Source organism: Sphingomonas radiodurans, assembly GCF_020866845.1.
Lineage (GTDB): Bacteria > Pseudomonadota > Alphaproteobacteria > Sphingomonadales > Sphingomonadaceae > Sphingomonas > Sphingomonas radiodurans.
Genome location: NZ_CP086594.1, coordinates 2753300 through 2780160 on the forward strand (window position 1 = coordinate 2753300; position 26861 = coordinate 2780160).

25 protein-coding genes are annotated in these 26861 nt (G+C 66.7%); 14 read left to right on the forward strand and 11 right to left on the reverse strand.

The window, feature by feature from the left end:
- Positions 1 to 4: 4 nt before the first annotated feature.
- On the forward strand, positions 5 to 796 hold the full coding sequence (locus LLW23_RS12910) for a PhzF family phenazine biosynthesis protein (protein ID WP_228945917.1): 792 nt from the start codon (positions 5 to 7) through the stop codon (positions 794 to 796).
- Positions 797 to 811: 15 nt separating this feature from the next.
- Here LLW23_RS12910 and LLW23_RS12915 read toward each other — a convergent pair whose 3' ends face one another.
- Entirely contained in the window at positions 812 to 1075 is a 264-nt protein-coding gene (locus LLW23_RS12915; protein ID WP_228945918.1) for a UvrB/UvrC motif-containing protein, read from the reverse strand.
- Entirely contained in the window at positions 1072 to 2175 is a 1104-nt protein-coding gene (gene mnmA, locus LLW23_RS12920; RefSeq protein WP_228948579.1) for a tRNA 2-thiouridine(34) synthase MnmA, read from the reverse strand. Before mnmA ends, LLW23_RS12915 begins: the two co-directional genes overlap by 4 nt.
- A 170-nt stretch (positions 2176 to 2345) precedes the next feature.
- Here mnmA and LLW23_RS12925 point away from each other — a divergent pair, with 170 nt between their 5' ends.
- From LLW23_RS12925 to LLW23_RS12935, 3 genes are all read left to right on the forward strand, one after another.
- Positions 2346 to 2573 carry a hypothetical protein gene (locus tag LLW23_RS12925; RefSeq protein ID WP_228945919.1) on the forward strand — a complete coding sequence of 76 codons (228 nt, stop codon included), beginning with the start codon at positions 2346 to 2348 and terminating at the stop codon, positions 2571 to 2573.
- Between the two features lie 101 nt (positions 2574 to 2674).
- Complete coding sequence (sciP, locus tag LLW23_RS12930) at positions 2675 to 2974, forward strand: CtrA inhibitor SciP (protein ID WP_228945920.1); 300 nt, start codon at positions 2675 to 2677, stop codon at positions 2972 to 2974.
- Positions 2975 to 3057: 83 nt separating this feature from the next.
- Positions 3058 to 3315 carry a GlsB/YeaQ/YmgE family stress response membrane protein gene (locus tag LLW23_RS12935; RefSeq protein ID WP_228945921.1) on the forward strand — a complete coding sequence of 86 codons (258 nt, stop codon included), beginning with the start codon at positions 3058 to 3060 and terminating at the stop codon, positions 3313 to 3315.
- Between the two features lie 112 nt (positions 3316 to 3427).
- Here LLW23_RS12935 and LLW23_RS12940 read toward each other — a convergent pair whose 3' ends face one another.
- The gene (locus tag LLW23_RS12940; protein ID WP_228945922.1) at positions 3428 to 4165 is read right to left on the reverse strand and encodes an SIMPL domain-containing protein; all 738 of its coding nucleotides are present in this window, start codon (positions 4163 to 4165) and stop codon (positions 3428 to 3430) included.
- A 217-nt stretch (positions 4166 to 4382) separates the two neighbouring features.
- Between LLW23_RS12940 and LLW23_RS12945 the strand changes: the two genes are divergently transcribed.
- The 7 genes from LLW23_RS12945 (at position 4383) to LLW23_RS12975 (ending at position 13752) form a co-directional block, all read left to right on the forward strand.
- On the forward strand, positions 4383 to 5576 hold the full coding sequence (locus tag LLW23_RS12945; RefSeq protein ID WP_228945923.1) for an efflux RND transporter periplasmic adaptor subunit: 1194 nt from the start codon (positions 4383 to 4385) through the stop codon (positions 5574 to 5576).
- A gap of 4 nt (positions 5577 to 5580) precedes the next feature.
- Positions 5581 to 8847, forward strand: a complete 3267-nt coding sequence (locus LLW23_RS12950) for an efflux RND transporter permease subunit (protein ID WP_228945924.1) — start codon at positions 5581 to 5583, stop codon at positions 8845 to 8847.
- Positions 8848 to 8996: 149 nt separating this feature from the next.
- Positions 8997 to 10202, forward strand: a complete 1206-nt coding sequence (locus tag LLW23_RS12955) for a DUF445 domain-containing protein (protein ID WP_228945925.1) — start codon at positions 8997 to 8999, stop codon at positions 10200 to 10202.
- Positions 10203 to 10276: 74 nt separating this feature from the next.
- Complete coding sequence (locus LLW23_RS12960; protein ID WP_228948580.1) at positions 10277 to 11374, forward strand: ABC transporter permease; 1098 nt, start codon at positions 10277 to 10279, stop codon at positions 11372 to 11374.
- The gene (locus LLW23_RS12965) at positions 11374 to 12207 is read left to right on the forward strand and encodes an ABC transporter ATP-binding protein (protein ID WP_228945926.1); all 834 of its coding nucleotides are present in this window, start codon (positions 11374 to 11376) and stop codon (positions 12205 to 12207) included. Before LLW23_RS12960 ends, LLW23_RS12965 begins: the two co-directional genes overlap by 1 nt.
- Positions 12207 to 13169: an MlaD family protein gene (locus LLW23_RS12970; RefSeq protein ID WP_228945927.1), complete on the forward strand. Its 963-nt coding sequence runs from the start codon at positions 12207 to 12209 to the stop codon at positions 13167 to 13169. The genes LLW23_RS12965 and LLW23_RS12970 overlap by 1 nt, the downstream gene beginning before the upstream one ends.
- A gap of 1 nt (position 13170) precedes the next feature.
- Positions 13171 to 13752, forward strand: coding sequence for an ABC-type transport auxiliary lipoprotein family protein (locus LLW23_RS12975; protein ID WP_228945928.1), 582 nt, complete (start codon positions 13171 to 13173; stop codon positions 13750 to 13752).
- A 119-nt stretch (positions 13753 to 13871) separates the two neighbouring features.
- Here the strand turns inward: LLW23_RS12975 and LLW23_RS12980 are convergent, their stop codons facing one another.
- The 4 genes from LLW23_RS12980 to LLW23_RS12995 form a co-directional block, all read right to left on the reverse strand.
- Positions 13872 to 15269: a M20/M25/M40 family metallo-hydrolase gene (locus LLW23_RS12980; protein WP_228945929.1), complete on the reverse strand. Its 1398-nt coding sequence runs from the start codon at positions 15267 to 15269 to the stop codon at positions 13872 to 13874.
- A gap of 113 nt (positions 15270 to 15382) precedes the next feature.
- Entirely contained in the window at positions 15383 to 16315 is a 933-nt protein-coding gene (locus LLW23_RS12985; RefSeq protein WP_228945930.1) for a retropepsin-like aspartic protease, read from the reverse strand.
- Positions 16316 to 16515: 200 nt separating this feature from the next.
- Positions 16516 to 18927, reverse strand: a complete 2412-nt coding sequence (locus LLW23_RS12990; protein ID WP_228945931.1) for a ligase-associated DNA damage response DEXH box helicase — start codon at positions 18925 to 18927, stop codon at positions 16516 to 16518.
- 129 nt (positions 18928 to 19056) lie between these two features.
- Positions 19057 to 19245, reverse strand: a complete 189-nt coding sequence (locus LLW23_RS12995; RefSeq protein ID WP_228945932.1) for a hypothetical protein — start codon at positions 19243 to 19245, stop codon at positions 19057 to 19059.
- Between the two features lie 74 nt (positions 19246 to 19319).
- Between LLW23_RS12995 and LLW23_RS13000 the strand changes: the two genes are divergently transcribed.
- A complete protein-coding gene (locus LLW23_RS13000; RefSeq protein ID WP_228945933.1) occupies positions 19320 to 20318 on the forward strand; it encodes a ligase-associated DNA damage response exonuclease in 999 nt (332 codons plus the stop codon).
- Positions 20319 to 20333: 15 nt separating this feature from the next.
- Here the strand turns inward: LLW23_RS13000 and LLW23_RS13005 are convergent, their stop codons facing one another.
- The 3 genes from LLW23_RS13005 to LLW23_RS13015 form a co-directional block, all read right to left on the reverse strand.
- A complete protein-coding gene (locus LLW23_RS13005; RefSeq protein ID WP_228945934.1) occupies positions 20334 to 20951 on the reverse strand; it encodes a glutathione S-transferase family protein in 618 nt (205 codons plus the stop codon).
- Positions 20948 to 21832 carry a glutathione-dependent disulfide-bond oxidoreductase gene (yghU, locus tag LLW23_RS13010; protein WP_228945935.1) on the reverse strand — a complete coding sequence of 295 codons (885 nt, stop codon included), beginning with the start codon at positions 21830 to 21832 and terminating at the stop codon, positions 20948 to 20950. The genes LLW23_RS13005 and yghU overlap by 4 nt, the downstream gene beginning before the upstream one ends.
- Before the next feature lie 131 nt (positions 21833 to 21963).
- Positions 21964 to 22566: a TetR/AcrR family transcriptional regulator gene (locus LLW23_RS13015; protein WP_228945936.1), complete on the reverse strand. Its 603-nt coding sequence runs from the start codon at positions 22564 to 22566 to the stop codon at positions 21964 to 21966.
- A gap of 48 nt (positions 22567 to 22614) precedes the next feature.
- Between LLW23_RS13015 and LLW23_RS13020 the strand changes: the two genes are divergently transcribed.
- Together LLW23_RS13020 and LLW23_RS13025 are read left to right on the forward strand one after the other, a co-directional pair.
- Positions 22615 to 23796, forward strand: a complete 1182-nt coding sequence (locus tag LLW23_RS13020; protein WP_228948581.1) for an aromatic ring-hydroxylating oxygenase subunit alpha — start codon at positions 22615 to 22617, stop codon at positions 23794 to 23796.
- A gap of 22 nt (positions 23797 to 23818) precedes the next feature.
- Positions 23819 to 25426: a phytoene desaturase family protein gene (locus LLW23_RS13025; protein ID WP_228945937.1), complete on the forward strand. Its 1608-nt coding sequence runs from the start codon at positions 23819 to 23821 to the stop codon at positions 25424 to 25426.
- 110 nt (positions 25427 to 25536) lie between these two features.
- On the opposite strand, the gene LLW23_RS13030 is transcribed toward LLW23_RS13025, so the two are convergent.
- Positions 25537 to 26817 carry an APC family permease gene (locus LLW23_RS13030; protein WP_228945938.1) on the reverse strand — a complete coding sequence of 427 codons (1281 nt, stop codon included), beginning with the start codon at positions 26815 to 26817 and terminating at the stop codon, positions 25537 to 25539.
- Positions 26818 to 26861: the final 44 nt, after the last annotated feature.

Here is a 26861-nt window from a genome sequence, read left to right on the forward strand (position 1 = left end):
GCCGATGAGGATCCCGTTCGCGCAGATCGATGCGTTCGCCGATGCGCCGTTCACGGGCAACCCGGCGGCGGTGATGCCGCTGTCGATGTGGCTCGACGATGCGACGCTGCAGGCGATCGCCGAAGAGAATAATCTGTCGGAAACCGCCTTCATCGTGCCGGCGACCGGGGAAGCTGACTTCGAGCTGCGCTGGTTCACTCCGGCCGCGGAGGTGGCGCTGTGCGGGCATGCGACACTCGCGAGCGGACATTTCGTGCTGTCGTCCGATACGACGCGCAACGCGGTGCGGTTCACGACGCGGCAGGCGGGCGTGCTCGAGGTGGCGCGGCACGGCGCGGCATATGAGATGGCGTTGCCGGCGTGGGCGCCAAGCCCGAAGCCGCTCGACAATATCGTTGCCGCGCTCGGCGTTACGGCACGCGAGACGCTGTGGCACGAGAAGGGCTATGCGCTGGTGATCGTCGAGGACGAGGCGGCGGTGCGTGCGGCGGCGCCCGACGGGCGCGCCGTGAAGGCGTTGGGGCCATATGTGCTGATCGTCGCGGCGCGTGGGCAGACCGCCGATGTGGTGAGCCGCGTCTTCACAGACTATTTCGACATTCCCGAGGATCCGGTGACCGGATCGGCGCATGCGGTGATGGTGCCCTATTGGGCCGACGTGCTGGGGCGGACCAGTTTCTCGGCATATCAGGCGAGCGCGCGCGGCGGGCACGTCGGCTGCCGGCTGGACAGCGATCGGGTGATGCTGACGGGATCGTGCGTGACGACGATCGAAGGGACGTTCCTGCTGCCGTGACGTGAGGTGAGCGGCCTAGTCGCCGCGGCGGCGACTGCGCCCCTTCGTCATCGGATCGGGCTTGCGCGGCTTGGTCCAGCCCGGCGGCGGAGCGACGCGCGACTGGCTGGTGCCGAGCCCCATCGCACCGGGCTGCTGGCGCGACAGCCCTTCGGTCTCGCCCGGATCGACGCCGGTCTGGCGCAGGATCGCGAGCCGATCGCGCCAGCGCTGCGCGGCCTCGAAATCGAGCGCGGCGGCGGCATCGTCCATCGCCAGCTGAAGCTCGTCGCCCGTCATGCCGCGACCAGTGCCGGATCGGTCGCGGCGATCCAGCCGCCGCCGAGCACGCGGTCGCCGGCATAAAGCACCGCCGCCTGGCCGGGCGAGACGCCGTATTCGGGTGAGTCGAACACCAGGCGGTCGCCATCGAGCCGCGCGGGGACGGACTTTGCCATAGAGCGGACCTTCGCGGAGAGCGGGCCATCGAGCGGGCCTAAGATGTTCATGTCGGCGAGCCGCGCGGCGCTGACGGCGAGCGCGGCGCGCGGACCGACGACGACGCGGCGCGTTTCGGGTTCGAGCCGGACGACGTAGAGCGGTTCGGGCTGGCCGCCGATCTCCAGCCCGCGACGCTGGCCGACAGTATAGTGGATGATGCCCGCGTGCTGCGCCAAGGTGCGCCCGGCGAGATCGACGATGTCGCCGCCGGCGCTCGCTTCGGGACGCAGTTTTTTGACCAGCCCGGCATAGTCGCCGTCTGGGACGAAACAGATGTCCTGGCTGTCGGGCTTGGCCGCAATGCCGAGTCCTGCTTCCGCGGCAAGCTCGCGGACGCGCGCCTTGGGCAGGCCGCCAAGCGGGAAGCGCAGGAAATCGAGCTGCGCGCGTGTCGTGGCGAACAGGAAATAGCTTTGGTCGCGCGCCGGATCGACCGCGCGGTGCAGTTCGGGGCCGTCGGGGCCGAGAACGCGGCGGACATAATGGCCGGTGGCGAGGCAATCGGCGCCGAGATCGCGCGCGAGTGCGAACAGATCGGTGAATTTCGGCCCCATGTTGCACTGGACGCACGGAATCGGAGTACGTCCCGCAAGATATTCGTCGGCGAAGCGATCGACCACCTGGGTGCGGAAGCTGCTTTCGTGATCGAACACGTAATGAGGGATGCCGAGCCGATCACACACCGCGCGCGCATCGCGGATGTCGCGCCCGGCGCAGCAGGCACCCGGCCGCGCGGTCGCCTCGCCATGGTCGTAGAGCTGAAGCGTGACGCCGATCGTCTCGGCCCCGCTCGCCGCCGCCAAGGCAGCCACGACCGAGCTGTCGACGCCGCCCGACATGGCGACGACGATACGCCGGCCGGCCATGGCGCCGGGGAGTTGGAAATCGGCGGGGGTAATCACGCGCCTTATCTAAGGTGCGACGCGGCTGCGCGAAAGCCGCGGCCGTCGACAGAGCGATCTGTCGGTAAGGTGAGTGAACGAACGATTGCGCGAGGCTTTACCCGGCCTTCATCACGTTGGCGTAGAACGGCTTTCAGCGAAGAGCTCGTACAGGAAGCCAGTGCCGCGTGGATTTGAGTTTTACCCGTTTCGATCGGCACGCGCCGCTAGTCACCCTGCCGACCGACCTCGCGGTGTTGATGGTGGAAATGACGGCACGGCAGGCCGCGTCGCCGACCGCCACCATTTATGCACGATCGGTGCGCGTACGGCTGGACTCGGCTCTGTTCGCGCCGGTCAATGGTGCGTTCAACGGCCCGATGGCGGCGACAATGGTGCGGTGGAAGGATGAATGAACACGCTGTTTACCGAGGCCCTTTAGCGGGCGTTCAAGCGCAAGGCCCCATGAAGGCCGGAGTGTTGGAGAGGGGGCCCCCGCCCCGAACCGAGGTTTAGAATGATCGAGAACCAGAAAATTCGTCCAGCACGCGTGATCGGCCCGCTCGGCGAGCCGTTGACACTCGAGTCGCTGCCGCCTCCGTCAACGACCCGCTGGGTCGTGCGGCGCAAGGCCGAAGTGGTCGCGGCGGTAAACGGCGGCCTGCTGACGGTCGACGAGGTGTGTCAGCGCTACAATCTGACGGTGGAAGAATTCGCCAGCTGGCAGCGCGCGATCGACCGTTCGGGCATGCCGGGCCTGCGCGTGACGCGCATCCAGCACTATAAATCGCTGTACGAGCGCCAGCAGAAGTTCTGATACGCGAGCGGAACAAAGGTTAGGTTTCGAGAGTATTTTCCCCAGCGCCCGGCCGTTCGGGCCGTTAACACGGGGAAATAGTTATGGGTCTCATTCTCTGGTTGATCGTCGGCGGTGTCATCGGCTGGCTGGCCAGCATCATCATGCGCACGGATGCCCAGCAGGGTATCTTCTTGAACATCATCGTCGGTATCGTCGGCGCCTTCATCGGCGGCCTGGTGATGTCCGGCGGGTCGATCAACAGTGCGCCGCTGACGCTGACGTCGTTCCTGGTATCGCTGCTTGGTGCAGTGGTGCTGCTCGCGATCGTCAATCTGGTTCGTCGCGGCAGCGTGCGCTAACGCGCCGCTTAGCGAAGTCAGACTGAAAAGAGGCGGCCGCCCGAGCAATCGGGCGGCCGTTTTCTGTTGTGCAGAAGCAACTACCCTCCGGCGGGCGGAAGGGGAGCGATGGTTACTTCAACAAGAAGCGCACCATCACCGTCGCCGTCAGCTCGGACTCGCCCGGCAGGATCTCGGTCGAGGCATCGGCTGCTTTGGCCGCACGGGCATAGACCATCTGCGGGCGCGGGCCGCCGTCGCTCTCTGACGCTTCGCCGATCGATACGATTCGATCGACGCGTAGGCCAGCGGCCTGCGCGTAAAGATCGGCGCGGGCGCGGGCGCGCTTGATTGCGTCGACGCGAGCGGCGTCCAGCGCCGCTTCGGGCTGGTCGATCGTCAACTGCGGGCCTTCGATCTGGTTCGCGCCGGCCTTCACCAGCGCGTCGAGCGCGGTGCCGCTCTTGGCGATATCACGAAACTTCACCGAAACGGTGTTGGTCGCCTGATAGCCGGTGATCGCCGGTGGCTGATTTTCGGCGTAGCGATATTGCGGCTGGAGCCCGACGCTCGCAGTGGCGATGTCGCGGGGCGCGATACCAGCAGCGCGCAACGCTGCGACGACGCGCTCCATGCGCGTGGCATTCTCGCCAAGCGCGGCAGCGGCCGTCAGCGCTTGTGTGACCACGCCCGCGCGAAGGGTCGCGACGTCCGGCGTGCGCGTGACTTGCCCGGTGGCAACGACATCGAGCACCGTCGCATCGGGCAGAATCGGCACGCCGGGTGCAGCCTGCGCTGCGGCCGGGGCCGTCGCCGCCAGCGTCACCGGCGCAAGGGCAATGAGCGCCAGTGTGGCAAATTGGTAACGCATGCGAATCAAACCTCCTTTTGGAACCGTAACGGTCAAGTGCGCAGGGCCCTTACAACGCAGGCTGAACAGCGCGTAGCTTGAGATGAACCGTTGAATCTGCCAATCGCGCGACGAGAGGCTGCCGGACCTTGAGCCCGGTGACTTATTTCGATAATACAGCTGGCGACGAGAACAGCGGGCGGTCGCATCGCGCGATCGGGACGGGATGAACAGGCGCATGAATTACGAAGCCGGCAATCTGCAAGGCGACACGCTGGTGCTCGAAGCACCCGACGACGGCGGCGCACGCCGTCGCCGGCGCATGCTGATCATCGCCGTCGTCGTGATTGCTGCGATCGCCGCGGCGGCGTGGTTTTTCACGCGCGGCGACGACGCGGCGCCGAAGGGCGCGGCATCCGATCAAGCGCCGAGCGTGACGGTGGTGGTGCCGGGCCGCGCTGCGGTCGATCGTGAGATCACCGCGACCGGGACGCTGGCGGCGCGTCGCGAAATGCCGGTCGGCGTCGCGGGCGAGGGCGGCATGGTCACGCGCGTGCTGGTGGAGCCGGGGCAGTGGGTGCGCGCGGGGCAAGTGCTCGCGACGGTCGACCGCTCGGTCCAAACGCAGACCGCAGAAAGCTTGTCCGCCCAGGTGACCGTCGCACGGGCGGATCTCACGCTGGCGCAGGCCGAACTCGACCGCGCGCAGCAGCTGGTCGGGCGCGGCTTCATCAGCCAGGCCGACGTGCAGCGCCGCATCGCGACGCGTGACGCGGCTGCGGCGCGCGTGAAAGTGTCGCAAGCGACTGCATCCGAGCAGCGCGCCCGCAACGGTCGGCTCGACATCCGCGCGCCGGCCGCCGGGCTGGTGCTGACGCGGCAGGTGGAGCCGGGTCAGATCATCAGCTCGGCCTCGGGCACGCTGTTTCGCATGGCCAAGGGCGGCGAGATGGAAATGCGTGCGCAGCTCGCCGAAAGCGATCTCGTAACGCTGCGGTCGGGCGCGCGCGCGAAAGTGACGCCGGTCGGCGATTCTCGGTCGTTCGACGGGCAGGTGTGGCAAGTGTCGCCAGTGATCGATCCGGCCACACGGCAGGGCATCGCACGGATCGCGCTGAGCTATGATGCGGCGCTGCGGCCGGGCGGCTTCGCCTCGGCGAACATCGTCGGTGGTACCGCGAACGTGCCGGAACTGCCGCAGTCGGCAATCATGAGCGACGACAAGGGCAATTTCGTGTACGTCGCGGATCAGGGCAATGTCGTGCGGCGCCGCGACATTCGCCTGGGGACGGTGAGCGATACGTCGGTAGCAGTGGCGAGCGGGCTCGAAGGCAACGAGCGCGTGGTCGTTTCGGCCGGCGCGTTCCTCAACCCCGGGCAGAAGATCGCGCCGGTAATGGCGAAGGCCGCAGTGGCCAATAGCGGAGGCTGACGCGATGGATTTCCGCAATATCTCGGCATGGTCGATCCGCAACCCGGTGCCGTCGATCGTCCTGTTCGTCATCCTGACGATCGCAGGAATCGTCAGCTTCATCCAGATGGACGTCAATCGCGAGCCGGACATCGATTTCCCGGCGGTCGCGGTGGAAATCACGCAGCCCGGCGCGGCGCCGACCGAACTCGAGACGCAGATCACGCAGCGCGTCGAGGCGGCGGTGCGGACTATCGAAGGCGTCGATGAGATCCAGTCCTTCGTCAGCGAAGGCAATTCGACGACGATGATCCAGCTGGACATCGGCACGCCAGTTGATCGGGCGGTCAACGAAGTGCGCGACGCCGTCACGCAGATCCGCTCGAACCTGCCCGAGGGCATCCTCGAGCCGCAGATCAGCCGCGTGAAGATCAACGACGACGATCTCGGCAGCTATTCGGTGATTGGCACCGACATGACGATCGAGCAGCTGAGCTGGTACATCGACAATACGGTGACCAAGGAGTTGCTGAGCGTCGAGGGCATGGGCGGCGTCGAGCGCAACGGCGGCGTCGATCGCGAGATTCGCGTGATCCTCGATCCGACGAAGATCGCGGCCTATGGTCTCACCGCATCGCAGATCAACCAGCAGCTGCGGCAGGTGAACCTGAACGCCGCTGGCGGTCGCGCCGAGATTGCGGGGGCCGAACAGTCCGTCCGCGTGCTCGGCAATGCGCGCAACGCATATGATCTGGGGCAGACGCAGATCGCGGTCGGCGACGGGCGTACCGTCAAGCTGAGCAACCTTGGCGTCGTGCGCGATCTTTATGCCGAGCAGCGCACCGCAGCGGGCGTGAATGGCCGGCCGGTGCTGAGCTTCGATTTCAAGCGCGCGAAGGGCTATTCCGAGGTTACCGTCTTCAAGGAGGCGGAGAAGAAGCTCGAAGCGCTGCAGAAGCGCAACCCCAAGGTGCAGTTCCAGCTGCGCATCAACGGTTCGAAGTACGCGCTGGAGCAGTATAAGAGCGCGATTCACGCGATGATCGAGGGCGCGGTGCTCGCCGTGTTCATCGTGTTCCTGTTCTTGCGGGACTGGCGCGCGACCGTGATTTCGGCGCTTGCGATCCCGCTGTCTGCGATCCCGGCGTTCTTCTTCATGGACATGATGGGCTTCTCGCTCAACAGCATGACGCTGCTGGCGCTGAGCCTGGTCGCGGGTGTGCTGGTCGACGATGCGATCGTCGAGATCGAGAATATCGTGCGGCACATGCGGATGGGCAAATCGGCCTATCAGGCGTCGATCGACGCGGCGGACGAGATCGGCCTCGCGGTGCTCGCAACGACGATGGCGATCGTCGCGGTGTTCCTGCCGGTCGGCCTGATGCCGGGCGTGTCGGGGCAGTTCTTCAAGAATTTCGGCCTGACGGTCGTGGTCGCGGTGCTGATGAGCCTCGCGGTCGCGCGCCTGATCACGCCGATGATCGCGGCGTATTTCCTGAAGTCGGCCGGCCCCGAGGCACACGGCGAAGGGCGTCTGATGGACGTCTATATGGCCGTGCTGCGCTGGACGCTCGAGCCGGGTCGCTCGATGGCGATCCGCGCGCGGGGCGGCTTCCGCCGCGTGACCGGCTATTTCCGCGATCATCGCGTGTGGACGATCGGGCTTGGCGTGGTCGCGTTCGCGATGACGGTGTTCGGCTTCGCGTCGCTGCCGATGCAGTTCCAGCCATCGACCGACCAGGAACGCTCGACCGTCACCATCACGATGGCGCCGGGCACGACGCTCGCGCAGACGCAAGCGACCGTCGACAAGGTCTACGATCTGATCCGCAAGCAGCCCGAAGCCGAGACGGTTTACACGCGCGCCGCGGTGGGCAACGGCCGCGTCACGGTGCAGTTCAGGGAGAAGCCCTCGTTCGGCGATCGGATGAGCGCGTTCTTCAGCGGAGACAGCGAAGGCAGCGCGCGCGCCAAGACGTCGACCGAGTTCGAGCGCGCGCTGGCGCCCGAGCTGGCCAAGATCCCCGACGCGCGAGTGAACTTCCAGTCGCAATTTGGCTGGGGCGACAACAACCGCGACGTTTCGGTGACGCTGGGTGGCGACGATCCCGTGCTGCTGCGCCAGACCGCGGACAAGATCGTCGGCGAGATGGCCAAGATGCAAGGGCTGCTCGCCCCGCGCATCGCCGGCGACCTCAACCGGCCCGAGATCGTGATCAAGCCCCGGCTGGATCTTGCTGCAGATCTGGGCGTAACGACGAGTGCGCTGTCGAGCGCGATCCGCATCGCGACGCTGGGGGATATCGACCAGAACAGCGCGCGTTTCTCGCTGAACGATCGCCAGATCCCGATTCGTGTCGCGCTCGATCAATCCTCGCGCTCGCACATGGCGACGATCCGCAACTTGCCGGTGCAGACGCAGAACGGCGGTTCGGTGCCGCTGTCGGTAATCGCCGACATCGGCTTCGGTTCGGGGCCAACGAAGATCAATCGCCTGAACCAGCAGCGCCAGCTGACGATCGGCGCAGACCTCGCGCCAGGCCTCGTGCTGTCCGAGGCGATGACCCGAGTGAATGCGCTGCCGATCATGAAGGATCTGCCGATCGGCGTGCAGAAGATGAGCGTCGGCCAGGCGAAGTGGCAGATGGAGATGCTGGTCAACTTCGTCTTCGCGGTGCTCGCCGGTGTGTTCCTCGTCTTCTCGGTGCTGGTGCTGCTGTATCGCCGGCTGTTGCCGCCGCTGGTCAACATGGGCTCGCTGCTGCTGGCGCCGCTGGGTGGCGTCATGGCGCTGGCGATTACCGGCAATCCGCTGTCGATGCCGGTGTTCATCGGGCTGCTGATGCTGCTGGGCATCGTCGCGAAGAACTCGATCCTGCTGATCGACTTCGCGCTCGAGGAAATGAACAGCGGTGTGCCGATCTACGACGCGATCGTCGATGCCGGGCACAAGCGTGCGCAGCCGATCGTGATGACGACGGTGGCGATGGTCGCCGGCATGGTGCCGACGGCGCTGTCGCTGACCGGCGATGGCGCATGGCGCGCGCCGATGGGGATCGTCGTGATCGGCGGGCTGACCGTATCGACCGTGCTGACGCTGGTGATCGTGCCAGCGGCGTTCAGCCTGGCGGTGGGGATTGAGCGGCGCATCGGGCCGTGGCTGGGTCGCAAGCTGCTGACGTATCGCCCCGGCGACGACGGCAGGCTGATCGATCACAAGCCCGGCGGCGGGCCGCTGCCCGCGCCGGCTGGCCGGATCGGCTTTCGCGAAGGCGACGTGCCGGCGGAATGATGCCCATTCGGGGCGATGCGGAGGCGTTTGCGTGAACCGTGGCGTGAAACGAGCTTGAACTATCCCCGCTGTCGGGGATTGTCGGGTTCATGATCTCCAACGCGTTGCGGCGCCCATCCAGAATACGCCCGCCTGCTGGGCTGGTGCGGATGCGCATGATCGCGACGGGCATGCTCGTGGCGATGGCGGTACTGTTCCTGGCGGCGCGGGCCATGGAGCCGAGCCACGCCGCCTGGGGCTTCGTGCGCGCCTTCGCCGAGGCGGCGATGGTCGGCGGGCTCGCGGACTGGTTCGCGGTGACGGCGCTGTTCCGGCATCCGCTGGGGCTGCCGATCCCGCACACCGCGATCATCCCGCGCAACAAGGATCGGATCGGCGACCAGCTCGCGAGCTTCCTGCGCGATTATTTCCTGATCCCCGTCGTCGTCGCACGGCGGATGCGGCGGATGGACGTCGCGAGCGCGGCGGGCCGCTGGCTGGCCAATCCTACCGGCGGCAGCAAGCGCGTGACGCGCGGTGCCTCGCGGCTGGCGGTCGAAGTGCTGCAGTCGCTCGATCAGGAGCGGCTCGGTGGCATGGTGCGCGGCGCGATGGTGCAGCAGGTGCGCGCGATCGACCTGTCACCGATGCTTGGCCGCGCACTGGAGGCGGCGATGGCGGAGAACCGCCATTTGCCGCTGCTCGACGGGATCATCGTCTGGGCGCGCAAAGTGCTCGACGCGAACGACGGCATGGTGCGCGCGATGGTGCACGAGCGCGCGGGCGCGATCCTGCGCTGGACCGGGCTCGACGAGACGCTTTCGAACAAGATCATCGACGGGCTCGACAAGATGCTGGCCGACATGGCGGAGCAGCCCGATCACCCGATGCGCGCGAAGGCCGAAGAAGCTTTAGTGACGCTCGCGGCCGATCTGCAGCACAAGCCCGAGATGCGTGAGCGGATCGAATCGCTGAAGCTAGCGCTGCTTGCGAACCCGGCGATGCAGGGCTGGATCAACGGCCTGTGGGAACAGGCGCGCCACGCGATGCTGCGGATGGCGCGTGATCCCGAGAAGCTGCTCGCGGGCAAGATGGGCGAGATGCTGCGCCAGCTCGGCGAAACGCTGGAGCGCGACGTGCGGCTGCGCAACACGATCAATCGCTTCATGCGCCGCGTCGCAGTGGGTGCGGCGGCCGACTACGGCGACGTCATCGTCGGGCTGGTGTCCGAGACGGTGCGCGGCTGGGACGCCAATACGATCACCCAGCGGCTCGAACATGCCGTCGGCAAGGATCTGCAGTTCATCCGGATCAACGGGACGCTGGTGGGCGGCTTGGTGGGCTTGGGCATCCATACCGTTGATGTGGCGCTCTGAATGCGTCCGCGAGCGAATAAGCCGAATGCACGTTCGCCTTGCTGTCAGGCGGGGATTCCCGCAATGGGGGCATGATGGGCGCACTGGCCGATTTCAGCGAAGACAAGGGCACGCTGCGCTTCACAGGCGACCTGTCGCTGGCGCGCATCGGCGATCTGCCCAAGCGGCTCGATGGCTTCGGCACGCCGGTGTCGCGGATCGACATGTCCGGGATCGACCGGATCGACACGATCGGCGCTTGGATCGTTCACCGCTTCGCGAAAAAGAATGGCGCTGCGATCGAGGGGTTGAACCCCGAGCAGCAGCATCTGCTTGAACAGGTGCAGCGCGGCGACGAGGCGGCGCCGATGCGCGCGGCGCATGTGAGCCCGTTCAATCGCGTGCTTGGCGAGGTCGGGGAAGCGGTTGTTCTTTCCGGGCGTACGATGATGGGCCTGTTGGGGTTCCTCGGTGCGACGGTGATCGCCTTTTTCAACGTGTGTCGCCATCCGAGCCGCTTTCGCTTCAATGCGACGGTCCAGCGGTTCGAAGTGGTCGGCGTCTCGGCGCTCGGCATCGTTGGGCTGATGAGCTTCCTGATCGGCATCGTCATCGCGCAGCAGGGCGCGGTGCAGCTGCGGCAGTTCGGCGCCGAAGTGTTCACGATCAATCTGATCGGCCGCATCACGTTGCGCGAACTCGGCGTGCTGATGACCGCGATCATGGTCGCGGGGCGGTCGGGATCGGCGTTCGCGGCGCAGCTCGGCACGATGAAGCTGACCGAGGAAATCGACGCGATGCGCACGATCGGCGTCTCGCCGATGGAGGCGCTGGTGCTGCCGCGGACGATCGCGGCGATCGTGCTGATGCCACTGCTTGGCTTTTACGCCTCGCTGATCGCGATCATCGGCGGCGGGCTGCTCTGCTGGCTCCAGCTCGATATTCCGCCGGTGACGTACATCGCCCGCATTCGCGAGGTTGTGCCGATCACCGATCTCTACGTCGGCCTGATCAAAGCGCCGGTGTTCGGCGCGATCATCGCGGTTGCGGGCTGCTTCCAGGGCATGCAGGTCGAGGGTGACGCCGAGCAGGTTGGCACGCGCACCACCTCGGCCGTGGTGCAAGCGATCTTCCTCGTCATCGTGCTCGATGCATTTTTCGCGATGTTCTTCGCCTGGATCGGGTGGATCTGATGGCGATCGACGAGACCTCCGAAAACATCATCGAAGTGCGCGGGCTGAAGAACGCGTTCGGCGATCAAGTGGTCCACGAGAACCTCGATCTCGACGTGCGACGCGGTGAGATCCTGGGCGTGGTCGGCGGATCGGGCACCGGCAAATCGGTGCTGATGCGATCGATCATCGGGCTGCAGAATCCGGCGGCGGGCGAAGTGATGGTGTTCGGCGAGCCGACGCTGCATCGCGAGGAAACCGACGCGCTTGAGATCCGCAAGCGCTGGGGCGTGCTGTTTCAGGGCGGCGCTTTGTTCTCAACGCTGACGGTGGCGGAGAATGTGCAGGTCCCGCTGCGCGAATTCTACCGCGAGCTGGACCTCTCGCTGCTCGACGAGATTGCCTCGTACAAGGTGGTGATGACCGGGCTGCCGGCGGATGCGGGGCCGAAGTATCCGGCCGAACTTTCGGGCGGTATGAAGAAGCGCGCCGGCCTGGCGCGGGCGCTGGCGCTCGATCCCGAATTGCTGTTCCTCGACGAGCCGACCGCGGGGCTCGACCCGATCGGCGCGGCGGCATTCGACGATCTGACCAAGTCGCTGCAGAAGACGTTGGGGCTGACGGTGTTCCTGATTACGCACGATCTCGACACGCTCTACGCCATCTGCGACCGCGTCGCGGTGTTGGCGGATAAGCGCGTGATCGCGATCGGCACGATCGACGAGTTGCTCGCGCTGGATCATCCGTGGATCCAGGAGTATTTCCGGGGCCCGCGCGGCCGCGCTGCGGTCGCGACGCAGGAAGCGCATCAGACGGCGCACGCCCAAAAGCAGATGAAGTCAGGGGCTGATTGATGGAAACCCGTTCCAACCACGTCCTTGTCGGCGCCGTCGTGCTGATCCTGCTGGCGGTGCTGGCGCTGTTCACGGTGTGGATCGCGCGGCTCGGCAGCACGACCGAGAAGGAGTATGACATCTTCTTCAAGCAAGCGGTCGACGGATTGGCGAAGGGCTCGGCGGTAACCTATTCGGGTGTTCCGTCCGGCCAGGTGAAATCTATCCAGCTGTGGCGCAACGATCCGCAATTCGTGCGCGTGCGCATCAGCGTGAACGACGAGACGCCTATTCTGCAGGGCACCGCGGCAACGGTGCAGGGCAGCTTCACGGGCACCAGCACGATCAGCCTGGATGGCGCGCGCAAGGGCGCCCCGCCGATCATCTGCCCCGAGAACGATATGGCGAGCCAATGCCCGTATGGCGTGCCGGTGATCCCGACGCGGACCGGCGGGATCGGCGCGATCCTGAATTCGGCGCCGCAGCTGCTGGAGCGGCTGTCGACGCTGACCGAGCGGCTGACCGGCTTGCTGACCGATCGTAACCAGGCGTCGATCGCGGGCATCCTCGAGAATACCAATCGGTTGACCGACGCGCTGGCCGACCGCGGCCCAGAGATTGCAGCGACGCTGGCGCAGACGCGGGTCGCGATCCAGCAAGCGGGCGTGGCCTCCGAGCAGATCGGTGCGCTCGCGGCGACCACCAACGGCATCCTGGCCGAGGACGTGAAGCCGACGATCGCCAACCTCAACGATACGATCCGTTCGGCCAAGCAAAGCGCGGATACGCTGAACGGCGCGATCCAGGACGCGCGGCCGGGGCTGCAGACCTTCTCGAAGCGGACCATTCCGGAGGTCAACCAGCTGGTTCTCGATCTGCGGCAGATGTCCGCGGCACTGGCTTCCGTAGCGGAGAAGGTCGATCGTCAGGGCGCAGGCTCGCTGATCGGGCAGCAGAAGCTGCCGGACTATAAGGGCAAGTGATATGAAGAAGCTTTTGATCGGTCTTGCCGCGCTGCCGCTCGCCGGCTGCATCAGCTTCGGTGACAAGCCGCCCGCGTCGCTGCTGAGCCTGACGGCGACGGAGCAAGTCGCGGTGGGTCAGGCGCAAAGCTCGGCCGGTGCGCGGACGATATCGATCCAGGTGCCAGTGGTGCCGCAAGCGCTCGCCAACAACCGCGTGCCGGTGCAGGCGAGCGCGACCGACATCGCCTACGTCAAGGATGCGCTGTGGGTGGAGCCGCCGGCGCGGCTGTTCGCGCGGCTGCTGTCGGATACGGTATCGGCGCGGACCGGGCGCGTGGCGCTATCGGGCGCGCAGTCGCTGGCCGATCCCGGCGCGCGGCTGTCGGGCGAATTGCGGATGTTCGGGGTGGATGCCGCCTCGTCGAGCGCGGTGGTGACGTATGATGCGGCGCTGGTGCGCGACGAGGGCAGCGCGCTGGAAAAGCGCCGCTTCGAGGCGCGCGTGCCGGTGTCTCTGATCGAGCCTGCGCCCGTCGGCGTGGCATTGAACGAGGCGGCGAACAAGGTGGCGGGCGAAGTGGCGGATTGGGTGGGGCGGTAACCGGCACCTTCCCAGACCTCCTCCGCCGTCATCCCAGCGAACGCTGGGATCTCGTGGCGTTGGAGTACCAAGTAACCGAACGACCCCAGCTTTCGCTGGGGTGACGAATCATCGGGCACTCACCCTGCCAGCGCCTTCGTCAGGTCGAACAGATAATCCCGGCCCTCATACAGCGAGGTTACGCGGATCCGCTCGTTGAGTCCGTGGATGCCATTGAGATCGGGCTCGAGGAAGATCCCCGGCACACCATAGACCGGCATCTTGAGCGTGCCGAAGAACACGCTGTCGGTCGCGCCGGTCGACATCATGGGCACCAGCGGCACGCCGGGGAAATGCTTTGCGGCAAGCGTCGTCAGCGGACCCATGATCTTGGGATCGAGCGGCGGCGGCACGGCGATCGGGCGGACGGGCTGGTTGGCGGTGACCGTGACCTTCGGGCCAGCGAGTTCCTTCAGCTTGGCCAGCGTGCCGTCGACGCTCTCGCCAGGGAAGATGCGGCAATTGACCGTGGCGGTTGCGCGCTGCGGCAGTGCATTTTCAGCATGGCCGGCGTTGACGAGCGTCGCAACGCAAGTGGTGCGCAGGCTCGAATGCAGCGTCTTGTCGCGGCTGACGATTGCGTCGGCTTCCTTGTCGGCCGGGTTGGCGAGCAGGCGGGTAATTGCCGGGCCCATCGGCGCCGGAAGTGCTTTTGACGTGGCGCCGAAGAAGGCGCGCGTCGTGTCGGTGAACTTGATCGGGAATTCGTAGCCCTGCACTGCCTTGATCGCGTCGGCGAGCTCGTAGATCGCGTTATCCGGCGTCGGCGCGGAGCTGTGCCCGCCGGGATTGGTCGCGGCGAAGGTGAAGTTCTGCGCCGCCTTCTCGCCGACCTGCACCGCGAGCGCCTGACGCTTGCCATTGGTCTCGGTCCGCCCACCGCCGCCCTCATTAAGGACGAATTCGGCGCGAACCAGCTCGGGGCGGTTGTCGGCCAACCATTGCGCACCGTTGAAAGCGTAGGTGGTTTCCTCGCCGCAGGTTAGCGCTAGCTTGATCGTGCGTTTCGGCCGGTATTTCTCCTGGCCGAAGCGGATCATCGTATCGGCCCACACTGCCGACATCGCCTTGTCGTCGACGGTGCCGCGGGCATAGTAGAAGCCGTCTTCCTCGATCAGCTTGAACGGATCGCGCACCCAATCCTCGCGCTTGGCGGCAACGACGTCGAGGTGGCCGAGCAGCAGCATCGGGCCGGCCGCGGCGTCGGTGCCTTGCAGCGTCACCACGATGCCGCCGTCCTCGGGATGGTCGGGCACGCTGAAGAGGGTGACGGCGCTGTCGGCATAGCCGGCGGCCTTCATGCGGGTGGCGAGCTGCTGCGATGCGCGGGTGCAGCTGCCCTGGCCGACGACGGTGTTGGTTTCGACCAGTTCCTTGTAGAGCGCGAAGAAGGCTTTCTGATCGGGCCGTTGTTGCGCCTCTGCCGCGATCGGGACCAGCGCGGCCACTGCCGCCAAACTCCGCACCATGAACCGCATTCCGCTCTCCCTGTTATGGCGAGCGCCGATGGTTGCAGGGAAAATGGCGCGGCGCAACGGCTTGCGGGGCGGTATTGAGAGCTGCCCTTACAACGGGACTAAAGTGGCGAGGCTCAGCCCCGCCGCATGTTCCGCGGCAGGCTGAGCCGCAGTTCGCGGTTGGCGAAATCGATCTGGACGCGGGTGAACAGCTTGAGCGTGTCCATCCCGAGCATGATCGCCGGCTTCTTCTCGAGCCCAAAGACGCGGAACGGCGGCACGTCGGCAAACGCGATCGGCATGTCGTTGATCGAGATGCTGCCGATCTCAATCGACTTGATCGAGCCGTAATCCGCCGTCAGCTCCCCGCCGGTGACGCTGATCAGCGAGATCGGCACGACCTTGCTGCGCCGCGCGAGCCGGTTGCGCAGCGCCATGTTGCCCATCGTCACGGCGCTGCCGGTGTCGAGGATCACGCGGACGCGCTGGCCGTTGACGCGCGCATCGGTGACGACGAGCTGGCCGAACAGGCTCTTGGCCTGGATGACGATCTCGTCGGGCGCCCGGCGCACCGTTTGCCCACGCCGGCGGGCAGGCGAGACGGTCATGCGCTGATTGTCGAAGTCGATCGCGAGCGCGTGGCCCTGGAGCGCATCGATGCCGAGCATGCCAGGGGCGCCGAGATGCACCGCAGAGAGCGCCGGCGCCTCGATCCGCTCGCCGCCGAGCGTGCTGACCGAGATCGACGGAATGATGACGGTGCCGACATTCTCGGTTCCGGTCATGCCCGTGAGCCGCACAGTGCGGCCGCCGGCGAGGCCAAGCTTCCCGGCAAGCTCGCGGCTGATGACGGTGCGTTGCGCGCCGGTGTCGATGATGAATTCGTACGGCCCGGCGCCGGCGATCTGCACCGGCACGGTCATGCGCGCACCATTGTGTCCGAAGGCGAACTGATCGGCCAGCGAGACGAGTTCGGGCTCGGTGATCGGCACCGGCGCAGGCACGGGCTGCGGGTCGGCGGTGTTCGCGGCGAGCAGGAGGAGGGGCAAGGCCAGCCAACGGTTCATGTGATGACGAAGCGCCCGTTGCGGACCTTTGTCAAAGGGAATTGCTGCGCAGCATGAGGCAGGTCCCGTTCGTGCTGAGGAGAGGGCTGAGCTTGTCGAAGTCTCTTCTCGAAGGACATGTGGTTCGAGACGGCACTTCGCCTTCGGCTCAGCACCTCCTCAGCACGAACGGAGGGGGGTGCTCGCCGGCGCGTGCCCGTTCAATCCACCCGCATCGCTTCCATCGCCAGCGCCTCGGCCTCGATCAGCAGCGCGTCATCCGCGCTGCCGGTTGCGACACGCTCGCGGCCAATCAACACGAGCACCGGCACGGCAAGCGGCGAGACGCGGGGCAAGTCGATGTGCAGCATCGTATCCGCCGCGCGATCGAGCAGCCCGGCGAGGCGACCAACGTCGGTCATCCGTGCGCGCGCGTCGGCCCAGGCGGCTTCGAGCAGGATGTGGCCGGGCTCGTATTTGCGAAGCACGTCGTAGATGAGATCGGTCGAGAAGGTGACTTGCTTGCCGGTCTTGCGTTTGCCCGGATGCTGCCGCTCGACCAGCCCGCCGATCACCGCCACTTCGCGAAAAGCGCGCTTGAGCAGATGCGATTGCTGCACCCATTCGACGAATTCGTGTTCTAGGATATCCGCCGAAAAAAGCGCCGCGGGATCGGTGACGGGGTCGATCGAATAGGTGGCGATGGCATAATCGTTGGCGACAAAACCGAGCGGCTTGAGCCCCGCGGTCTCCATCCGGCGCGTGATGAGCATGCCGAGCGACTGGTGCGCGTTCCACCCCTCGAAACTGTACGCGACCATATAGTTGCGGCCTTCGCGCGGGAAGGTCTCGACCAGCAGCTGATCCGGCCGCGGCAGCGCGGAGCGGCGCGTCTGGATTTCGAGCCATTCGCGCACGTCGTCAGGAAAGCGCGGCCACTCGCCGGGCGTCGCAAGGAAGCCGCGGACGCGATCGGCGAGGTTGGTCGATAACGGCATCCGGCTGCCGCCGTAGGTCGGGATGCGCGCTGGGCGGGCGGTCGCGCGGACGATCAGGTCCTCGAGATCAATCTTCTCGACCTCCAGGCTCATGCCGGCGAAGAAGAAGGTGTCGCCGTGGCTTAGCGTCGCGGCGAAGGCTTCCTCGACCTTGCCGAGTGCACGGCCGTTGCGGAAGCGGACCTTGAGCATCGTCGCTTCGACGATGATACCCGCGTTCAGGCGATGCTGTGCGATGAACTTAGGGTGGCTGACGCGCCACAGGCCATCAGGGCCTTGAGTCAGCCGCTTGAAGCGATCGTAGGCGCGCAGCGAATAGCCGCCGTCGCGGATGAAACCGAGCACCTTGTCGAACAGGTCGTCGGTCAGCGCCGAATAGGGCAGCGCCGAGCGAACCTCGTCGAGCATCGCGGCCTGGTCGAACGGCGCGGCGCAGGCGCACGCCATCACGTGCTGGGCGAGCACGTCGAGCGCGCCCATGCGAAACACGTCGGTATCGAGCTCGCCGGCCTCGACCGCGTCGAGTGCGGCGCGCGCCTCGAGATATTCGAAGCGGTTCCCGGGGACGACGATCGCCTCGGACGGCTCGTCGAGCCGGTGATTGCTGCGCCCGATCCGCTGCAGCAAACGCGACGAGCCCTTGGGCGCGCCCATCTGGATCACGCAATCGACATCGCCCCAGTCGACGCCGAGATCGAGGCTGGCGGTGGCGACCAAGGCGCGCAGCCGCCCGTCGGCCATCGCCGCCTCGACCTTGCGCCGCGCCTCTTTCTCGAGGCTGCCGTGGTGGATGCCGATCGGCAGCTGCATTTCATTCGCCTTCCAGAGATCCTGGAAGATCAGCTCGGCGAGGCTGCGCGTGTTGCAAAAGACGATCGTCGTCTTGTGCGTCTCGATCTCGGCCATCACCTGCGCCGCGGCGTAGCGGCCGGAGTGGCCCGCCCAGGGTATGCGATCCTCGGGCAGCAGGATGGCGATGTTGGGATCGACGCCGGGATCGCCTAGGATGAGGCTAACCGCGTCAATGTCCCCATCGGGCGCGAGCCAGGCGCGGTAACCGTCGGGGTCGGCGACGGTGGCGGACAGCGCGACGCGGCGCGTGCCGGGCGCGATCTGCTGCAGCCGCGCCATACACAGGTTGAGCAGGTCGCCGCGCTTGCCGGTGGCGAAGGCGTGGACCTCGTCGATGACGATCGTCCGGAGACCCTCGAACATCGTGAAGCTGTCAGGGTAGCTGAGTAGCAGCGAGAGCGATTCAGGCGTCGTCAGCAGGATCTGCGGCGGCTTCACGCGCTGGCGTGCCTTGCGATCGGACGGCGTATCCCCGGTGCGCGTCTCTACGCGGATGTCGACGCCCATCTCGGTGATCGGGGCGACGAGATTGCGCTGGATATCGACCGCGAGCGCTTTCAGCGGCGAGACGTAGAGCGTGTGGAGACCCTTGGTGGGCTGCTCAATCAGCTCGGCCAGCGTTGGCAGGAAGCCGGCGAGCGTCTTGCCCGCGCCAGTGGCGGCCACCAGCAGCGCGTGGCGACCGGCGCGGCCTTGCGCGAGCATGTCGAGCTGATGCCGCCGCGGCGTCCACCCCCGCCGGTCGAACCAGTCGGCGAGCGGGGTGGGGAGGGGTGGTGGCATTATGGGGTATATAGGAAGGAAGTACGGCCTATTCATCGTCATCCCAGGCTTGACCCGGCATCCCGCTTTCCCACGGCGATCAGAAAGGAGCGGGACCCCGGCTCAAGGCCGGGGTGACGTGTTTCGCGCTCAATCCCGCTTCGCATCCTCGCGCGATTGTTCCTTGTAGAGGTCGTGCGTCGCCTGTTCGGTGCGGGCGTCCTGCGCTGGAGTCGTCTTGTTACGCAGCTTCGCATAGGCAAGGCCGAGGGCCAGGATGATGAAGCCGCCGACGACCACGAACGCCCACAGGCTGTCACCAAATGATGATTGTTCCATGACTTAGTCTCCGTCTCGTGTGTGGAAGAACGGGGGGATGCGGCGATTCGATCCGGTTGTGCGTATGGGAAGGCATGCCCAAGCTTGGTGACTGGCTCGAACCGCATCCACACGGCATCTACGTGCGGCCGGCGGATGCATGGATCGACCCCTCGACGCCGCAGCCGCGCGCGCTGGTGACGCATGGCCATGCCGATCACGCGCGCGGCGGCCACTCGGCGGTATGGGCGACCCCCGAGACTCTCGCGATCATGGACGCACGCTATGGCGAGCAGGCCGGCCATCCGGTGGGCTATGGCGACAGCGTTCAACTCGGCGACGTTAAAGCGAGCTTCGTCCCCGCCGGCCATGTACTGGGATCAGCGCAAATTCTGCTGGAGTATCGCGGCGAGCGGATCGTCGTCTCGGGCGATTACAAGCGCCGCCCCGATCCGACCTGTGCCGCGTTCGAGCCGGTCGCGTGCGACGTGTTCGTCACCGAGGCGACGTTCGGCCTGCCGGTGTTCCGCCACCCCGACACTGGCGACGAGATCGACAAATTGATCGCGCGGCTCCACGCCAACCCCGATCGCTGCGTGCTCGTCGGCGCCTATGCGCTGGGCAAGGCGCAGCGGGTGATCGCGGAACTGCGCGAACGCGGGCACGAAGCGCCGATCTATATCCACGGCGCGCTGCAGCGGCTGTGCGACCTCTATGCCGATCACGGCGTACGGCTGGGCGAGCTGATCCCGGTGGCAGGCGTACCGAAGGCGGCGATGGCGGGGCATGTCGTGATGTGCCCGCCCGGCGCGCTCAACGATCGCTGGTCGCGCCGGCTGCCCGATCCGATCACCGCGATGGCGAGCGGCTGGATGCGGGTGCGGCAGCGCGCGCGGCAGAAGCTGGTCGAGCTGCCGCTGATCATGTCCGATCACGCCGATTGGGACGAGCTGACGACGACGATCGAGGAGATCGCCCCGCGCGAAGTATGGGTGACGCACGGCCGCGAGGATGCGCTGATCCACTGGTGCGCGATGCGCCAGATCAAGGCACGCGCGCTGGCGCTCGTGGGGTTCGAGGACGAGGACGATTGAGGTGCGGGGGGCGGGCTACACCCCCGCCGCAGCCGCAGGCCGCGCGCGCATCTCGTCCGCCCAGCGCCCGACGTTGGCCAGCTCTGCGGGCGGCGCGAACTTGATCATCCGCGCGAAATCGATCGCGGTGTAGGCGACGATATCCGCCATCGTCACGCGATCCGCGGCGATGAAGGCGCTTTCGCCCAGGCGCCGGTCGAAGATCTTGAGCGCGCGGCCCGCGCCCGCCGCATTGCTCTCGGCAATCGCCGGCACTTGCGTGTCGAGCGCGGCGAGCGCCGGGTGCGAATGGCGGACCGACAGCATCAGCGGGGTGGCGAGCAGCATCTCGGCGCGGCGCGTCCACATCTCGATCACCGCTGTCTCGCGCGCGTCGTGGCCGAACATGTTGGGCTCGGGATACACGCTTTCGAGGTAGCGGCAGATGGCGACGGACTCGGTGATCGTCGTGCCATCGTCGAGTTCTAGCGCGGGGACGTTGGCGAGGCCGGCGCGGGCGAGATAGTCGGGCGTCTTGTGCTCACCCTTGAACACATCGACCTGAACAATCTCGACATCGTCCGCGCCCTTCTCGGCAAGGAACCAGCGCACCCGCCGCGGATTAGGCGCGCGCTTGCTGTCGTAGAGCTTCATTGGGCGGGCGCCGCCGCGGGCGCGATCTTGTCTTGCGTCTGCGTGTCGAAGTCGCTCGCGTCGTGGCGTTCGTGGAGCTGGCTCGCGGGATCGCCCATCACGCGATTGACCATCCGGCCACGCTTCACCGCGGGGCGCGCGGCGATCTGGTCAGTCCAGCGCTGGACGTTCTTGTATTCCTGCACCTGCAGGAAGGTGCCCGCTTCGTACACCAGCCCCTTCACCAGCGCGCCGTACCACGGCCACACCGCCATGTCGGCGATCGTATACTCCGCGCCGCCGAGATACTCGCTTTCGCCCAGCCGGCGATCCAGCACGTCCAGCTCGCGCTTCACCTCCATCGCGAAGCGATCGATGGCATATTCGATCTTGAACGGGGCATAAGCGTAGAAGTGGCCGAAGCCGCCGCCCAAATACGGCGCGCTTCCCATCTGCCAGAACAGCCACGACAGGCATTCGGCGCGCTTCGCCGGATCGGTCGGCACGAAGGCGCCGAACTTCTCCGCGAGATACAGCAGGATCGCGCCCGATTCGAACACGCGCACCGGCGTGTCGCCACTGCGATCGCACAGCGCAGGAATCTTGGAATTGGGGTTGATATCGACGAAGCCGCTCGAGAATTGATCGCCCTCGTTGATGCGGATCAGCCAGGCGTCATACTCGGCGCCGCTGTGGCCGGCCGCGAGCAGCTCCTCAAGCATCACCGTTACTTTCACTCCGTTGGGCGTGGCGAGCGAGTAGAGCTGCAGCGGATGCTTGCCGATCGGCAGATCCTTGTCGTGCGTCGGGCCGGCAATCGGGCGATTGATATTGGCGAAGCGGCCGCCGCTCTCCTTGTTCCAGGTCCAGATTTCCGGTGGCGTGTACGTCGCGTCGGTCATGCTCGGCTCTCCTGTTTGAACGCGGCATACATGGTGTGGGTAGGGGGGCAAAGACAGTCCACGCTATCCGTCACCCCGGACTTGATCCGGGGTCCCGCTGCCTTCAACGGCGGAAGAAGCGGGACCCCGGCTCAAGGCCGGGGTGACAGGAGAAGCGCGGTGACATGCCGATCGGCGATGGCGCCGGCCTCGGCAGCGGTGAAGCCGGTGGGGGTGAGGCACAGTTCGAGCCACAGCCCGTCGACCAGCGCGGCGACCGAGATGGCGGCGGTGCGGCGTTCGCCCTCGGGCAGCCCGCAGGCGGCGAGCAGGCGTTCGAGATCGGCGCGGTATTCGGCATAGGATTGGTCATGCGCCGCGGCGACCGCGGGGTTGCTGCGCACGAGCCCCCATAATGCGGTCCACGTGGCGAGCAGCGCGGGATCGGCGATCGGGGCTGCGAAGCTGGCGCTGACATAGGCGTCGAGCTTCGCGCGCGGATCGTCGCCGGCCTGGGCCACCGCGACCCCCAGCGCGGCCGAGACGCGATCCGCGACGTGGGCGTAGGTTTGCGCGATCAGCGCGTCGATGCTGGCGAAATGGTGCGTCACCAGCCCCGCGGAGACGCCCGCCTCCGCCGCGATCGCGCGGACCGAGGCGCCCGCAGTGCCGCGTTCGGCCAATACACGCGCGGCCGCCTCGATCAGGCTTGAACGCCGGGTGCCGGGATCGACGCGGGCGAAGGGCTTGCGCATGCCTGATGGCTATAATACGATCGTACAACAAGCAACCTGGGTGACATGATGGCGCATCGTGCGATCGACCTGCCAAGCCACGATCCGGACGCCGACTGGAGCCTGCCGGGCTGGCTCTACACCGATCGCGAATTCTTCGATGTCGAGATGGAGCGGGTGATCCGCCCGTCGTGGCAGATCGTCTGCCACGAGAGCGACATTCCCGCCGCGGGCGACTGGCGCACGATCGAATATCTCGGCGAGAGCGTCGTCGTGATCCGAGGCGAGGATGGCGCGATCCGCGCGTTCCACAACGTCTGCCGGCACCGCGCGATGAGGCTGGTGGAAGGCGCGGGCGGCTGTTCGCGCAAGCTCGTCTGTCCGTATCACGCGTGGGTCTACGAGCTCGACGGGCAGCTTTCGGGCGTGCCGATGCGGCGCGACTATCCGGCGCTCGACATGGCGGCGACCGGGCTGGTGCCGGTCGCGGTCGATCGCTGGCGCGGGTTCGTCTTCGTGCGGCTGGCGGACGATGGCGGGCCGTCGGTGGCCGAGATGTTCGCGCCGTACGAGGCCGAGATCGCGCCGTACCGCTTCGAGGACATGCGCGCGATCGCCCCGGTGCGCACGCGCGAGCGGCAGGTGAACTGGAAGAACGTCGGCGACAATTATTCGGACAATCTCCACATCCCAATCGCGCACGACGGGCTGACGCGACTGTTCGGCAAGAGCTATGCGATCGAGGCGAGCGGCTGGGTCGACAAGATGTCGGGCTATCTCGTCGATCGGCCGTCGAGCAACCTTTCCGAACGCTTCTACCAGCAGCATCTGCCGCACGCGCCGCATCTGCCGGAGGCGAACCAGCGACTGTGGCTGTACTACAAGCTCTGGCCGAACATGGCGTTCGACATCTACGCTGACCAGATCGATTTCATGCAGTGGCTGCCGCTGACGCCGACCACCTCGCTGCTGCGCGAGATGGCGTTCGCGCTGCCCGACGACCGGCGCGAGGTGCGGCTGGTGCGCTACGCCAACTGGCGGATCAATCGCGTGGTGAACGCCGAGGACACGTGGCTGATCGAGCGCGTGCAGCAGGGCATGGCCTCGGCGAGCTATACCGCGGGGCCGATCGGCGCGACCGAGGTGTGCTTGCGCAGCTTCGCGGCGAAGATCCGCGGGCGGATTCCTGAGGCGCGGCTGCATCGTGCACCGGCGGCGGGCTGGTCGAAGCGGTTCAAGGCTGTCGAATGACCAACGAAAGAACGGGCGGGGCATGACCAAGGCGTACGACGCGATCATCATCGGCGGGGGGCACAACGGGCTTGTCTGCGCCTTCTATCTCGCGCGCGCGGGGCTCAAGGTGCGCGTGCTCGAGCGCCGCCATGTCGTCGGCGGCGCGGCGGTGACCGAGGAATTCCATCCCGGCTTCCGCAATTCGACCGCGAGCTACACCGTCAGCCTGCTGCGCCCCAAGGTGATCGCGGACATGAAGCTGCACGACCGCGGCTTCCGCATCATCGAGCGGACGATCTCGAACTTTTTCCCGTTCGCGAACGACTATCTCAAGCTCGGCGGCGGCGAGGGGCGGACGCGGGCCGAGTTTGCGCGCTTCTCGCAAAAGGACGCGGACGCTTTCCCTGCCTATGAAGCCGCGCTCGAACGCGTCGCGCAGGTGATGCGCGACCTTGCGTTAAAGGCGCCGCCCAACGTCGGCGGCGGGTTGCCGGCGCTGGTCGCGGCGGCGTCGCAGGGCAAGCGGCTCGCGGGGATGGACATCGCGGCGCAGCGCGACGTGCTCGACTTGTTCGTGAAGTCGGCGCGCGATTTCCTCGATGGCTGGTTCGAGGACGATCACATCAAGACCGCGTTCGGGTTCGATGCGGTGGTGGGCAATTACGCCGGCGTCTCCACGCCGGGCAGCGCCTATGTGCTGCTCCACCACGTATTCGGCGAAGTGAATGGCAAGTTTGGCGCCTGGGGCCATTCGGTCGGCGGGATGGGCGCGATCACGCAGGCGATGGCGGCGGCGTGCATCGACGAAGGCGTCGAGATCACGCTCGACGCGCCGGTTGCCAAGGTGCTGGTGGATGGCGGGCGCGCTGCGGGAGTGCGGCTGGAGAGCGGCGAGGAGATCGCTGCCACGATCGTCGCGGCGAACGTCGGCCCGGCGATGCTGTATCGCCAGATGGTCGATCCGTCCGATCTCGATGCCGACTTCCGGCGACGGACGGCGAACTTCAAGACCGGATCGGGCACGTTCCGGATGAACGTCGCGCTGAGCGAGCTGCCCGATTTCACCGTGCTGCGCGGCAAGGAAAAGGCCGAGCATCACACCGCCGGCATCATCATCGCGCCCGGCATGGATTACATGGACCAGGCGTTCGACGATGCGAAGCAATTCGGCTGGTCGAAGAAGCCGATCGTCGAGATGAAGCTGCCGACGACGGTCGACGACAGCCTCGCGCCGCCGGGGATGCACATCGCGAGCCTCTTCTGCCAGCAATTCGCACCCGAACTGCCCGACGGCAGCAGCTGGGACGATCATCGCGAGGCAGTGGCGGATCACATCATCGATACCGTCACCGAGCATGCGCCCAACTTCGCGGGCAGTGTGATCGCGCGGCAGATCCACTCGCCGCTCGATCTGGAGCGCAAGTTCGGGCTCATTGGCGGGGATATCTTCCACGGGCGGATGAGCCTCGATCAGCTCTGGTCGGCGCGCCCGGTGCTCGGGCACGGCGATTATCGCGCGCCGATCAAGGGGCTCTACATGTGCGGATCGGGCGCGCATCCCGGCGGCGGGGTGACCGGCGCGCCGGGGCACAATGCGGCGCACGCAATTTTACGCGACCGCAGCCTCGTCGGGCGATTGTTCGGGTAAGTCGTTCCCCGGCGACGGCCGGGGCCCAGTCTCGGACCGTCGCCGACGACGCGGATCGCTCCGTTACAGCCACCGTTGCAACTGGGCCCCGGCCTTCGCCGGGGAAACGCTTAGGCCAGCTGCGGCTTTACGACAGCGCGCGGGCGCAGCAGGTATAGCGGCACCGCGCTCGCTACCAGCAGCAGGCTGAGCCCGCTCGCCTCCCAACCGGCGCCCCAGACCGCGAAGAGCGCAAAGCCGATCCCGACCAACGCCGCGGGGATCGCAACGCGCCGGCGCAGCGCGGCCACGCACATCGCGAGGTAGAACCACAGGCACGCGCAGGTGGTGAGCAGCGCGAGGAACTGGAAGACGCCACCGAGCGTCGGGCTGGAAGTCGTCAGGATCAGGGCGCTGGCGAGCCCCGACGACAGCAGCAGCACGCGCACCGGCACGTCGGCGCGCGAGACGCGGCCGAACCAGGCGGGCAACAGGCCGGCGCGCGCCATGCCGAGCGGCACTTCGCCCTGCAGCAGCACCCAGCCGTTGAGCGCGCCGATCGCCGCAATCGCCGCGAACAGCGCGATGACATTCGATGCGCCGGTGCCCCAGAACTGCCCGACGAACAACGCGAACGGCGCCGAGGATTGCGTGACGGTGGCAACTGGCAGCAGCAGCACGATCGCCGAGCAGACGAGGATGTACAGCAACCCGGTCACCAGCGTGCCAGCCATTGATGCGCGCATCACGTTGCGCGCGGGATCGCGGACGCGTTCGGCGGCGACGCCGGCGGCCTCGAAACCCACGAGCGGAAACAGCGTCAGCGTCACGGCGGTAGCGAACCCGCCGAGTAACGTGCCGGCGGCGGGAAGCGGAGGCAGTTGTGCCTCGCCACGAGTGCCGAGCCACGCAGCGATCACGACCACCGCGATCAGCGGGACGAGCTTCAGGATTGTGGTCAGCACCTGAAATTGCCCCGCGCGCCGCGCGCCCGCCAGATTGAGCAGCGTCAGCAGCCACAGCAGCGCCACCGCCGTCAGCGCACCGCGCGCTGGAGTCGCGCCGAGCACCGGGATCACCGCCGCGAGATAGCTTGCGGCTGCGATCGCGATCGCGGCATTGGCGCACCATATCGAAACCCAGTAGCTCCAGCCGATCAGCACGCCGGCCAGCTCGCCAAGCTCCGCGCCGGCAATTGCCACCGCGCCGTTCGCTTGCGGAAGCTCCTGCGCCAGCCGCCCGATCGTGTACGCGATCGACAATGCGCCGGCGATGCTGACGACCCAGGCCAGCGTCCCCGTCCAGCCGAACGGCGCGAGCGCGGCGGGCATCATGAAGATGCCCGATCCGATCATCCCGCCAACCACCAGCGCGGTCGCGGTCCAGAAGCCGAACGGGCGGGTGGTGGTCATGGGCACTGACTAGACCATAGCTTGCCGGGCCTGCCTAGCGTGCT